A 13,966-nucleotide genomic window follows, 5' to 3' on the forward strand; every position below is an offset into this window, starting at 1 on the left:
GATGATAGAAGTAGAACAGGTGCTGGTGCACGAAGATGTTTTGAAAGAGAACTTTGTATGTAATTTAAGTAAGTGCAAAGGAATCTGTTGCGTTGAAGGGGATTCAGGTGCACCATTAGATAATGATGAAAAGGCAATTCTGGAAGAGGTTTATCCGAAGATTAAACATCTTCTAAATGAAAAAGGCATTAAGGCAATTGAGGAGCAAGGTGTTTATGTTGTTGATGAAGATGGCGATTTAACGACACCATGTGTAGATGGAAATAAAGAGTGCGCTTATGTACTTTTTGAAGGTGGCATTACGAAATGTGCTATAGAAAAAGCTTATGAACAAGGGATTGTAGATTGGCAGAAACCAATTTCTTGTCATTTATATCCAATTAGAGTTACCAAATATCCAGAATTTGAAGTACTAAATTACGATAGGTGGCACATTTGTCATGATGCATGTACTTTTGGACGAGAATTAAAAGTACCTGTTTATAGTTTTTTAAAAGGTCCACTTATTCGAAAATACGGTGAGGTCTGGTATAAAGAGTTGGAAGAATCCGTAGCTGCAATGTAGCTCTAATCTAAAATATTCAGCACGCCTTTAAAGGCCCTTAACAGCGACGCGTCTGCGCTTCATCTGCGCTTGATCTACGCTTCATCTATCCATAGGGATTGATGGATGAGAAAACGTTAAAGCTTATGCATTAAGATTCCCGCATACGCGAGAATGACGACTTTGGTATGGGAACCCGCTTCTACAAGCATAACAGATTTGAACGACTGGCTCTGCACCTTACTGTGCGGCATAGGAACTGATAGAAGGATGGCACATTGAAACTTTTGTAGTGTCACTAATATGTTTCTGAACAAGGCATCGTGTCCTGCCCGATTTTTCATCGGGTGCTTGCGATGCAGCAATAGAAGTTTCGGCGAGGATAGCCGACATCAGTTCCAATCCTTTCAGTTATGCCTGTTGTTAAAGCCTTAAAGGCGGACATGCTTTCGCTACCCTCAGTTTTGATTCTTTTAGATATCAAGAAAAAAAGAAGGAGCTTCGCGGCGGAGGTGAGCAGAGGCAAGCCTGAGCTGAGGACTTAATTAAACAGATTGCCACGGTTGGTGAAAAACCAACCTCGCAATGACGAATTAGGGATTAGACCAGTTTCTGTGCCCTGCTATCTTTTCCATTCAAGGGGGAAGGAGCCCAAAGGGCGGATGGGTGGTGGCACTCTGCTATCCATAGGAATTAGGTTATTCAACCCACTTAAAAATTTAAATAATTAATAAGCATAGACTTAAATTGTTTATTTGTAATAACTATCTTATTTTAGCGGATTGAAAATCATTTATCTTTGATTATAAATCTATAAAGTGAAAAAAATCCTAATCACCGGTGGTGCCGGCTTCATTGGCTCTCATGTAGTACGCCGTTTTGTAACAAACTATCCTCAATACGAAATTGTAAATCTTGATAAGTTAACCTATGCAGGCAACCTTGCAAATTTAACGGATATCGAAAATAAACCAAATTACAGATTTGTTAAGGAGGATATCACAGATGCTACTGCTATGTTTGAATTGTTCAAAGCAGAAAACTTTGATGCCGTAATTCATTTAGCAGCAGAAAGCCATGTGGATAGATCTATTTTCGATCCAACAGCGTTTGTGATTACAAACGTAATTGGTACGGTAAATTTATTAAATGCCGCCCGCGAATTTTGGAAAGGCGACTATGATAAAAAACGTTTCTACCATGTAAGTACCGATGAAGTTTATGGAGCTTTAGGTGAGGAAGGCATGTTTACCGAAACTACTGCTTACGATCCACACAGTCCGTATTCTGCTTCAAAGGCCAGCTCTGATCATTTTGTTCGGGCTTATCATGATACGTACGGAATGGATTGTGTAATTTCAAATTGCTCAAACAATTATGGTTCGCATCATTTCCCGGAGAAATTAATTCCCCTTGCTATAAACAATATAAAAAATAATAAGCCTGTTCCGGTTTATGGAAAAGGTGAAAATGTTCGCGATTGGTTATGGGTTGAAGACCATGCCCGTGCGATAGACGTAATTTTTCACAATTCTAAAACCGGCGACACTTATAATATTGGTGGACATAATGAGTGGAAAAATATCGATTTGATAAATCTTCTGTGCAACATCATGGATCAAAAATTAGGTCGCGAAGCCGGGGAATCTGCTAAACTCATCACTTACGTAACGGATAGAGCAGGACATGATTTGCGTTATGCAATTGATTCGAGTAAGTTACAAAATCAATTGGATTGGGTACCGAGTTTACAATTTGAAGAGGGCTTGGCTAAAACGGTTGACTGGTATCTTCAAAATGAAGACTGGTTGAACAATGTTACTTCAGGCAATTACCAATCTTATTACAATCAACAATACAATAATAAATAATGGATATTCAGGAAACAGGCCTAAAGGATTGCGTTATTATTAAACCAAGAGTTTTTGAAGACTCAAGGGGATATTTCTTCGAAAGCTTTAATAAAAAAACTTTTGAAGATAAAACTGGTTTATCTGGCAATTTCGTTCAGGACAACCAATCTTTTTCATCTTATGGCGTAATCAGAGGTTTACATGCTCAATCTGGAGAATTTGCCCAGGCTAAATTGGTGCGTGTATTAAAAGGCGAAGTATTGGATGTTGCAGTTGATATCCGTCCTGGTTCTCCAACGTATGGTAAGCACATTTCAGTTAAATTGAGTGCAGAAAATAGGTTACAGTTATATGTTCCAAGAGGTTTTTTACATGGGTTTTCTGTTTTAAGTGAAACTGCCGAGTTTTTTTACAAATGTGATAACTTCTATGAGAAATCAGCCGAGGTTGGTGTCATGTATAATGATGCCGATTTAGGTGTCGACTGGATGATCCCTGCTTCAAAGGCTGCGATATCAGATAAAGATTTAGTATTAAACACATTCGCATCGCTTAAATAATATGAGCAAAATTTTAATAATCGGTGCTGGCGGTCAGTTGGGGCAATGCCTAAAAACAGTAGCAGAGCGAAGGGGTATTTCAGATATCGTTTTTCCAACAGAAAATGAGGGGAATATCTTAGAAGCAGAGTTGCTGAATGCGTTGCTAGAAAGAGAAAAGCCAGCCTATGTCATTAATTGCGCTGCTTATACTGCCGTAGATAAAGCTGAAGATGAGGTAGAATTATCAAAAGCTGTGAATGAAACAGGAGCAGGCTATCTTGCTTCAGCTTGTAAAGCTAATCAAGCGATATTGGTTCATGTTTCTACTGATTTCGTTTTTGAAGGTAAGGAAGTGAAATTGCTAAATGAAGATGATGTAGCAAAGCCGATTAATGTTTATGGTGTTACAAAGTTGGGTGGTGAACAAGCGGTTGCATCTATTTTAGATGAACATTTTATTTTACGTACCAGTTGGTTGTACTCTGAGTATGCGAATAATTTTGTTAAAACCATGTTGAAGCTTGGCGCTGAACGTGATGAACTGGGTATCATTGCAGATCAGGTAGGTACGCCTACTTATGCGATTGATTTGGCAAATGCTATTTTTGATATTATTGCATCAGGCAAAAAAAGTTATGGTGTTTATCATTATAGTAATGAAGGGGTGACATCGTGGTATGATTTCGCTAAAGCTATATTTGATATCAGCGAAACAGCGGTAAAGGTAAATCCAATTCCGGGTTCAGCTTATCCAACAAAAGCTCAAAGGCCAGCATTTTCGGTGATGGATAAATCAAAAATTAAAAATGAATTCAATCTAGACATCCCCTACTGGAGAACTAGTTTGGTTGCATGCATATCAAAAATTAACAATAAATAATCTATTAAAACATATTGATGATGGAAACCGGCTCATGTCTGGAATCCAATATCTAAAATCTGAAATCTAATGAAAGGTATAATTTTAGCTGGTGGCAGCGGAACCCGTTTACATCCATTAACATTAGCTTGTAGTAAGCAGATGATGCCGGTTTACGATAAACCAATGATTTATTACCCGCTTTCTACCTTAATGCTTGCCGGGATTAAAGAAATATTAATTATTTCTACTCCGCATGATTTACCAAATTTCGAGAAGTTATTGGGTGATGGAACTTCATTGGGTTGTAAATTTAGTTATGCGGTACAGGCCGAACCAAATGGGTTAGCTCAGGCTTTCGTTATCGGTGAAGAATTCATTGGAAAAGACAAAGTAGCTTTGGTTTTAGGTGATAATATCTTCCATGGTGATGGAATGGCAAAATTATTACAAGCCAGTTCAAACCCTGAAGGTGGTGTTGTTTTTGCTTACCAGGTTTCGGACCCTGAGCGTTATGGTGTGGTAGAATTTGATGCCAACAAGAAAGCGATTTCAATCGAAGAAAAGCCTGAACAACCAAAATCAGACTATGCTGTGCCGGGTTTATATTTTTATGATAATGAGGTTGTTGAAATTGCTAAAAATATTAAGCCATCTCCACGTGGCGAATATGAAATTACCGATATCAATAAGGTTTACTTAGAAAGAGGAACGTTAAAGGTTGGCGTTTTAAGTCGCGGAACCGCTTGGTTAGACACGGGTACATTTACTTCATTAATGCAGGCAGGTCAGTTTGTGCAAATTATTGAAGAGCGCCAGGGATTAAAAATTGGTTGTATTGAAGAGATTGCTTACCGCATGGGCTTTATCAATGCAGAACAATTGAAAGCAATCGCTACGCCATTGGTAAAAAGTGGTTATGGAAGTTATCTGCTGAAACAAATAAAATAATAGTTAGCCATATTGCCCTAATCGCATTGACATTTATCGGGCTATTTATACCGTAATTGATAAGTTGGTTTTACTATTAGGACATTATAGAAAGTGAATAATAATTTAATGCCTTCGTGGATTTATTTTAAACCATTAAGGCAATAAGGAATAGTTGTTCACGATCGCTTATTTAGGGCAATAAGTAAAAGGTATCTTAATGCCTTATTATTTAGGTTTGATTCTAATCATTAAAGTTTTAATTTAAACAATTAAGGCATTAAGAAATAGTTGTTCCAAGATTTATATTCAACCATTAAGGCAATAAGTAAAAAGTATCTTAATGTCTAGTGTTTTCAAGATTGTTCCAAAATTTATATTTAACCATTAAGGCAATAAGTAAAAAGTATCTTAATGTCTAGTGTTTTCAAGATTGTTCCAAAATTTATATTTAACCATTAAGGCAATAAGTAAAAAGTATCTTAGTGCATAATGTTTTTCAAAATTGTTCCAAGATTTATATTTAACCATTAAGGCAATAAGTAAAAAGTATCTTAATGTCTAGTGTTTTCAAGATTGTTCCAAAATTTATATTAACTATTAAGGCAATAAGTTAAATGCATCTTAATGCCTTGATGTTTTGATGATTGTTCCAAGATTTATATTTAACCATTAAGGCGATAAGTAAAAAGTATCATAATGCCTTGATGTTTTTCAAGATTGTTCCAAGATTTATATTTAACCATTAAGGCGATAAGTAAAAAGTATCATAATGCCTTGATGTTTTTCAAGATTGTTCCAAGATTTATATTTAACCATTAAGGTAATAAGTATCTTAATGCCTTGATGTTTTTCAAGATTGTTCCAAGATTTATATTTAACCACTAAGACAATAAGTAAAAAGTATCTTAATGCCTTGATGTTTTTCAAGATTGTTCCAAGATTTATATTAACTATTAAGGCAATAAGTTAAATGCATCTTAATGCCTTGATGTTTTCATGATTGTTCCAAGATTTATATTAACTATTAAGGCAATAAGTTAAATGCATCTTAATGCCTTGATGTTTTCATGATTGTTCCAAGATTTATATTTAACCATTAAGGCGATAAGTAAAAAGTATCATAATGCCTTGATGTTTTTCAAAATTGTTCCAGGATTTATATTTAACCATTAAGGCAATAAGTTAAATGCATCTTAATGCCTTAATGTTTTCATGATTATTCCATGATTTATATTTAACCATTAAGGCAATAAATAAAAAGTATCTTAATGCCTTAATGTTTTTCAAAATTGATTTTAGTTACCCAATGTTTTATAATATTTTGTATCTAGTAACCTGAATTCGATTCTTAAATTTAAATTTTGCTGTTTTATTGCCGTTTTGCTTATACGGCACGTCTTGCTGAATTTATTGCAGCATCTTTCCTGGAAATAAGACCCTGAAATAAATTCAGGGTGACGTTAAAAAAAAGCAGCTTATTAATAACGTGAAGGAAAATTTATAATCAAACTCAGGTTAATTGGTTATTGATTTGATTATATAGGTATTAAATTTGATTATTAAAATTTAGAATAACCATTTTTTATATAAAGGTATATCTTTGTTTCTTGTAGAATTTAAATGGAGAGAATACCGAAAATTGCTATTATAGGATTAGGTTATGTAGGCTTACCGCTTGCTATTGAGTTCGCTAAAAAATATCTGGTTATTGGTTTTGATACCAATGATGAGCGTATAAGTGAACTTAGTAATGGTATAGATGAAACTAAGGAAGCAAATCTAAGCGAACTTAATACGGTATTAAAGAGCAGTAATTCTACTAAGGGTTTAAAGTTTAGCTCCAGTCTTGCAGACATAAGCTTATGCAACACTTACATTGTAACTGTTCCGACACCAATCGACCATTTAAAACGACCCGATTTAGAACCTTTGCTTACCGCAACGAAGATGCTCGGTATAGTTCTGAAAACGGATGATGTAGTCGTTTACGAATCAACAGTTTATCCTGGTTGTACAGAAGAAGATTGTGTTCCAGTACTTGAAAAAATTTCTGGGTTAACCTATAATCAAGATTTTTTCTGTGGTTATTCTCCCGAGCGCATCAATCCGGGTGATAAAATCAATACACTTACAAAAATCAAAAAGGTTACATCAGGTTCTACGCCCGAAATTGCCAATCATATCAACGAATTATATGCCAGCATCATAACCGCTGGTACTTACCTGGCTCCCAGTATAAAAGTTGCGGAAGCATCCAAAGCCATAGAAAATGCACAACGCGATGTAAATATTTCCTTTGTAAACGAACTTGCCTTGATTTTCGATAAAATGGGTATAGATACATCAGACGTTCTTGCTGCAGCAGCTACAAAATGGAATTTCTTGAATTACAAACCAGGTTTGGTTGGCGGTCATTGCATCGGTGTAGATCCATATTATCTGGCACACAAATCAGAAGCTTTGGGTTACAAGCCAGAAGTGATTTTATCCGGAAGAAGGGTAAACGACAATATGGGCATGTTTGTAGCCAATAAAGTGATTAAATTGATGGTAGCGCAAGACAAAGCCATCAAGAACGCCAGCGTTTTAATTTTAGGTTTTGCATTTAAAGAAAATTGCCCGGATGTACGCAATACCCGTGTGGTTGATATTTACAAAGAACTCCAATCATTTTCTATTGACGTGGATGTGTATGACCCTTGGGCCAATGCCGATGAAGTAAAGGGCGAATACGATATTGAACTTGTTCAAGCATTATCTTCAGAATACGACGCAATAATATTAGCAGTAGCTCATGATTTATTCCTGGAGATAGATTACAGCATTTACAAAAATGCAGGTACAATAATTTTTGATACAAAATCTTTCATTCCTCGAGCTTTGGTTGATGCAAGGTTGTAAGAGCAGTTTATTTAATTCGTATCGACTTCTAATCTATGGAGGTCATTCCCTGTGAATCTGAATTCGATTCTTAAACTTAATTCTTTGCTGTTTTATTGCCGTATTGCTTATACGGCATGTCTTGCTGAATTCATTTCAGCATCTTTCCTGCAAATAAGACCCTGAAATAAATTCAGGGTGACGTTAACTAAAAAAGCAGCTTATTAATAATTGAAGAGAAATTGATAATGGAACACAGATTTACAATTAGCAAAATCATTGGTCAAAGATCTCTCTGTTCCGCTGTGCTCCAATCGAGATGACGGCAATGCCCGAAAAGCAACTTACCTTTGTTAAATAAACGTGATTGAAATGGAAAGCCCCAATTTTTCATTGGGCTTGTAATGGAAAGCAGGGCTGAAAAATCAAAAGGATTACTGGACTAACGTTTTCAGGGAAAAATAAAATTGACACAGAAACACAGAATTCACAGAAGAGTTGGGATTGTAATTCCGAAAATGGCTGAGAAATTTTTGTAATAAAAAAACTATTGGTTAAAGATCTCTCTATTCCGCTGCGCTCCAATCGAGATGACGGTAATATATGGCGTCATTCGAGCGTAGCCAAATAAGACCCTGAAATAAATTCAGGGTGACTTTTATATTCAATCGAGATGAGGGGAATATACGGCGTCATTTCGAGCGTAGCCGAGAAATCTTTGTAACCTAAATTCGACTCTTAAACTTAATACGTTTTCTTTTATTGCCTTATTGCTTGTACGACACGTCTTGCTGAATTTATTTCAGCATCTTTCCTGCAAATAAGACTCTGAAATAAATTCAGGGTGACGGTAAAAAAAACAGCTTATTAATAAGTTGAAGGAAAAATAATATAACTCATCGTGGTTTGTAAGGACACAGACCATGGTGTGGCTGTTTTATCGCCATATTGTTTATACGACACGTCTTGCTGAATTGATTTGAACATCTTTCCTGCAAATAAGACCCTGAAATAAATTCAGGGTGACGTTAATATTCCCCTTCGCTCCAATCGGGATGATGGGAATATACGACTTCATTTCGAGCGTAGCTGAGAAATCTTCGTAACCTAAGTTCGATTCTTAACCTTAATTTTGCTGTTTTATTGCCGTATTGCTTATACGGCTGGTCTTGCTGAATATATTTCAACATCTTTCCTGCATATAAGACCCTGAAATAAATTCAGGGTGACGTTAACTAAAAAAAGCAGTTTATCTAATTCGTATTGAGATTTAATCTATTGTGGTAATTCCCTATGAAAATTAATGTTTCACATTGGATTTTAATAAAAATATTTACAGCTTTCACATTTCAGATTTTCCCTACACAAAAATTTATGTGTATGTTTGCAGGCTTAAAAACTATGAAAAATTTATGAAGGTTGCTCTTATAACCGGTGTTACTGGCCAGGATGGTGCTTATTTAGCAGAATTTCTTTTAAAGAAAGGTTATTTTGTTCACGGTATAAAGAGAAGGAGTTCTCTTTTCAATACGGACAGGATTGATCATTTATATCAGGATCAGCACGAGAAAGATGTTCATTTCAAACTACATTATGGCGATTTGACGGATTCAACCAACCTCATACGTATTATTCAAGAGACCCAGCCTGATGAAATTTACAATCTGGGGGCTATGAGTCATGTTATGGTATCTTTTGATTCGCCAGAATATGTTGCTAACGTAGATGGTATTGGTACATTAAGGATTTTGGAAGCTGTGAGGATTTTAGGTATGGAAAAAAAGACTAGAATTTATCAGGCATCCACCTCAGAATTGTATGGAGGTTTACCAGAAAATAAAAATGCAAATGGATTTTATGATGAAAATTCTCCATTTTACCCACGATCACCTTATGGTGTGGCAAAAATATATGGCTTTTGGATAACTAAAAACTACCGTGAGGCTTATGGCATGTTCGCCTGTAATGGTATTTTATTTAATCATGAAAGCCCGCTTAGAGGGGAAACTTTCGTAACCCGTAAAATTACAAGAGCAACAGCTAAAATTGCCTTAGGCTTGCAGAGTTGTCTATACTTAGGTAATCTTTCTGCTCAACGCGATTGGGGTCATGCAAAAGATTATATCGAAGCCATGTGGTTGATTTTGCAACAAGAGAAACCCGAAGATTTTGTAATTGCAACGGGTGTAACCACAACTGTACGCGATTTCGTTCGCATGAGTTTTGCTGAGGTTGGCATTGAGGTTGAATTTTCTGGTAAAGATGACAACGAAAAAGGTGTTATCATCGATGTGGATGAGCAAATTGCACATTCTTTAGGTTTGAATACCCAAACATTAAAAATTGGTCAAACCGTTATTAAGGTTGATCCAAAATATTTCCGCCCTACTGAAGTTGACTTATTGTTAGGAGATCCTAAAAAATCAAAAACGCAATTAGGTTGGGAGCCGAAGTATGATTTAGCTGCATTAGTAAAAGATATGATGATTTCTGATCTTCAATTGATGAAAAAGGATGAATATCTAAAAAAAGGTGGTTTTAAAACTTTAAATTATTTTGAATAACTGCAACAGCTTAGTTGTTTATTGCCATAAAATATCTATGAAGCAAAGATTAATTCTATTACTTTCCTTACTGTTTTTCTGTTTGTTTATTAATACAACAATAAGGGCTCAAAATAATTACGCCAATCAGAAAGTAGATGAGCTTTCGGATGCACAAATTAAAACGCTCATGCAAAGAGCCGAATCTTTAGGATACAGTGATGCTCAACTGGAGCAAATGGCTGCTGCACAAGGGATGAAGCAAGATGAGGTAATGAAGTTGCGTAAAAGAGTTGAAACCATCCGCAAAAATGGCTCTTCCGCGACTGGAAATAAACCAACAACCGGAGGAACGTCTCAAAACCGAACGGAAAGGCAATATGTGGGTGCTACGGATAGTAGCAGTACGATGCAACCTACAAGACAGGAATTAATAGATAAGGCTTTTGATGATTTAAAACCTAAAATTTTCGGTTCTGAATTGTTTAAAAATCCTAATAGCACTTTCGAGCCTAATTTAAGAATGGCTACGCCTGCAGGTTACATTATCGGTCCAGATGATCAGTTATTGATTGACATCACGGGTGATAATGAAGCAAACTATGATTTAAAAGTTAGTCCTGATGGCTCCATACGCATTGAGTATGTTGGCCTGGTTAAAGTAGGTGGATTAAGCATAGAGGCTGCTCGTGCTAAAATTAAAAATTTAATGGGTGCAACCTACCCAGGTTTACGCAACGGTAGAACTAATCTTGCCATTAACTTAGGGAATATTCGTGGCATAAAAGTTATTTTAAATGGTCAGGTTACCAAACCAGGCACTTATACACTATCTTCTTTATCAAGTGTATTTAATGCGCTTTATGCTGCTGGTGGACCAAATGATAATGGTTCTTATCGTAAGATTCAGGTGGTTCGAAATAACCGGGTGGTTGCTACGGTCGATTTCTATGATTTGATTATCAATGGCATGCAAAAGGGCAATGTTCGTTTGCAGGATCAGGATGTTATTAATGTTCCGGTTTATGAGAATAGAGTAGAGGTTGTGGGCGAAGTTAAAAACCCTGCAATTTTCGAAACTATAAAAGGAGAAACCTTTCAAAATGTATTGAACTTTGCGGGTGGATTCTCTAATATCGCCTATCAATCGGCAGTTAAGGTTTTTCAGAATACGGATAGGGAAAGAAAAATCAGTGATATTTTCGCTGCTGATTTTAACACCTACATCCCTAAAAATGGAGATAAATTTTTTATTGAGCCCATATTAGATCGATTTGAAAACCGGGTTGAAATTAATGGAGCGGTTTTTAGACCAGGCTACTTCGAATTGGAAAAAGGCATGACGCTAAAGCAATTGATCCAAAAGGCAGACGGTTTAAAAGAAGATGCCTTTATGAATCGTGGTTACATCAGCAGATTAAATGCTGACAATACACTCGGGCTAGAATCTTTTGATGTGGCAGCCATTATGAGTGGAAGCCAGGCTGATATTCCTTTAAGAAGAGAAGACAAAATCACCATTTCTTCCATTTTTGATTTAAGAGAAGAATATAAAATCACGGTACAGGGTGAGGTTAGAGAACCCAATCAATTTGCTTATGCAGAAAACATGAGCATAGAGGATGCTATACAGATGGCTGGTGGTTTTAAAGAAGGCGCTACTCCAAATCGTGTTGAAATTTCGAGAAGAGTAAGAAATAGTAATGTACAATCGGTAGCGGCCAGTACAGCTGATGTATTTACCATCAATATTGATCGCAATCTTAAACTGGTTACCGATACCATTTTCAAACTTCAACCATTCGACATCGTTTCGGTAAGAAGCGAAGAAGGTTATGTGGTACAAAAACAAGTTAAAATTGAAGGAGAGGTTTTATATCCTGGAACCTATACCATAAAAAGTAAGAATGAACGTATATCTGATTTAGTAAAAAGAGCCGGGGGTTTAACTGCAATGAGTTATACTGATGGTGCATCATTGAAGCGGCCAGGTAGAAATGCCATATTAATGCAAACGCAAAAAGATTCCTTAGAAAACGAATTTTATAAGGAGCGGAAACAAGAGGAACAAAATAGAATATTAAATCTTCAGAGAGCTACGCAGTCTGGAGTTGATACAACCTCATTCAGTAAGCAGCCGCAAGTAATTTCATCAGATTTAGTTGGTATTGATTTAACAAGAATATTAAAAGAACCAGGTAAACGTTTTGATCTTTTATTAGAAGATGGCGATATCATTAAAATACCTAAACAATTACAAACTGTAAGAGTGAGTGGTGAAGTATTAAATCCAAATAATATTGTATATAAAGAGGGTAAAGGTTTTAAATCGTATATCAGTGGTGCTGGTGGGTTTACAGCAAGTGCTTTAAAAGGTAGGGCTTATGTCAAATATGCAAATGGAGCTGTTGAAGGTGCAAAAAGTTTTCTAGTATTTAAAAATTATCCAAAAATCAAACCTGGTGCAGAGATATTAGTCCCTAAACGTGCGGATAGGGAAAGACTTAACGCGGCTGCCTGGATAGGAATTGGTACTGGATTGGCATCATTAGGGGCGATAATTGTTAGCTTATTAAGATAATCAAAATTAATTTGATCTCCATGTTGACAAAAATGGAGAGCTAAAAAAGTAAGAAATGACAACAGAAAGTCAGCAAAATATATATGTGCAGAGCGAAGAAATTTCGTTGAAACAAATTATTCTTAAAACTTCTGAATGGTGTATATACCTCTTATCTAAATGGTTATTCATTATTTGTTTTGGTTTATTAGGAGGGATTTTAGGATTTACATATGCTTATTTTAAAAAACCAGTTTACATAGCGACAACTACATTTGTTTTGGAAGATGATAAAAGTAGTAGCAATTTGGGCGGCTTAGCAGGCTTAGCTTCAATGGCAGGTTTGGATTTAGGTAGTGGTGGTGGTGTTTTTCAAGGAGACAATATTTTGGGTCTTTATAAATCAAGAACAATGCTCGAACAGACTCTTTTGACCGAGGTAGACTTTGAGGGTAGAAAACAATTATTGATAGATAGATACATTGATTTTAATAAATTGCGAAAGTCATGGAAGGACACTCCCAAATTAGTTAATTTACAATTTAAAGCTGGTGAGTTATCGGGCACTAAAACAAATCCGGATCGGTTAAGAGACAGTATTCTTGGAGATATAGTAACTAACCTAAACAAAAACTATTTAACTGTTTTTAAGCCAGATAAGAAATTGAATTCGTTGCAGGTCGATGTTAAAGCTAAAGACGAAATATTTGCCAAAGCCTTTAACGACGAATTAGTTAAAAATGTAAATGAGTTTTACATTAATACAAAAACAAAGAAAAATTTACAAAACGTAAAAATTCTACAGCATAAAACAGATTCTGTTCGTTCAGTTATGAATGGTGCAATTTACACTGCCGTGGCTGTTACTGATGCTACCCCAAATTTAAACCCAACCAGACAAATTCAGCGAGTTCCTGTAGCTCAGAGAGCTCAATTTTCTGCTGAAACTAACAAATCTATTTTAGCTGAAATGGTTAAGAATTTAGAATTGACAAAAATGTCTTTACTAAAAGAAACACCGTTGATTCAAGTGATAGATCAACCTATATACCCACTTGAAAGACAAAAATTTGGCAAAGCAAAAGGTATAGTTCTTGGGGGGCTATTGTTTGGGTTTTTGAGTATAGTTTATTTATCTATCCGTAAGGTCTACAAAAGTATAATGGCTTAGCGCTTTTGGGTAAGAATAGTTCAGTAAGGATTAACCTTTAATTTACAAGAATAATTCAATCAATTTGATAATTAAAGAAAA

Annotated in this window: 9 protein-coding genes; all 9 read left to right on the plus strand. The window is 35.7% G+C overall.

Annotation, left to right across the window (positions count from 1 at the left end; translation table 11 throughout):
* Position 1: 1 nt before the first annotated feature.
* The 9 genes from D7004_RS00300 (at position 2) to D7004_RS00345 (ending at position 13,885) form a co-directional block, all read left to right on the plus strand.
* On the plus strand, positions 2-565 hold the full coding sequence (locus D7004_RS00300) for a DUF3109 family protein (RefSeq protein ID WP_123203942.1): 564 nt from the start codon (positions 2-4) through the stop codon (positions 563-565).
* 797 nt (positions 566-1,362) lie between these two features.
* Positions 1,363-2,415: a dTDP-glucose 4,6-dehydratase gene (gene rfbB / locus D7004_RS00310; RefSeq protein ID WP_123203875.1), complete on the plus strand. Its 1,053-nt coding sequence runs from the start codon at positions 1,363-1,365 to the stop codon at positions 2,413-2,415.
* Positions 2,415-2,957, plus strand: a complete 543-nt coding sequence (gene rfbC / locus D7004_RS00315; protein WP_123203876.1) for a dTDP-4-dehydrorhamnose 3,5-epimerase — start codon at positions 2,415-2,417, stop codon at positions 2,955-2,957. The genes rfbB and rfbC overlap by 1 nt, the downstream gene beginning before the upstream one ends.
* Position 2,958: 1 nt before the next feature.
* The gene (rfbD, locus tag D7004_RS00320) at positions 2,959-3,819 is read left to right on the plus strand and encodes a dTDP-4-dehydrorhamnose reductase (RefSeq protein ID WP_123203877.1); all 861 of its coding nucleotides are present in this window, start codon (positions 2,959-2,961) and stop codon (positions 3,817-3,819) included.
* Between the two features lie 69 nt (positions 3,820-3,888).
* The gene (rfbA, locus tag D7004_RS00325; RefSeq protein WP_123203878.1) at positions 3,889-4,749 is read left to right on the plus strand and encodes a glucose-1-phosphate thymidylyltransferase RfbA; all 861 of its coding nucleotides are present in this window, start codon (positions 3,889-3,891) and stop codon (positions 4,747-4,749) included.
* 1,602 nt (positions 4,750-6,351) lie between these two features.
* Positions 6,352-7,632: a nucleotide sugar dehydrogenase gene (locus D7004_RS00330; protein ID WP_123203879.1), complete on the plus strand. Its 1,281-nt coding sequence runs from the start codon at positions 6,352-6,354 to the stop codon at positions 7,630-7,632.
* 1,391 nt (positions 7,633-9,023) lie between these two features.
* Positions 9,024-10,175 carry a GDP-mannose 4,6-dehydratase gene (gene gmd, locus D7004_RS00335; RefSeq protein ID WP_123203880.1) on the plus strand — a complete coding sequence of 384 codons (1,152 nt, stop codon included), beginning with the start codon at positions 9,024-9,026 and terminating at the stop codon, positions 10,173-10,175.
* Between the two features lie 37 nt (positions 10,176-10,212).
* Positions 10,213-12,735 carry an SLBB domain-containing protein gene (locus D7004_RS00340; protein ID WP_123203881.1) on the plus strand — a complete coding sequence of 841 codons (2,523 nt, stop codon included), beginning with the start codon at positions 10,213-10,215 and terminating at the stop codon, positions 12,733-12,735.
* 55 nt (positions 12,736-12,790) lie between these two features.
* A complete protein-coding gene (locus tag D7004_RS00345; protein WP_123203882.1) occupies positions 12,791-13,885 on the plus strand; it encodes a Wzz/FepE/Etk N-terminal domain-containing protein in 1,095 nt (364 codons plus the stop codon).
* Positions 13,886-13,966 lie beyond the last annotated feature (81 nt).

Source organism: Pedobacter jejuensis (assembly GCF_003725795.1).
In the GTDB taxonomy this organism is placed as follows: Bacteria; Bacteroidota; Bacteroidia; order Sphingobacteriales; family Sphingobacteriaceae; genus Pedobacter; species Pedobacter jejuensis.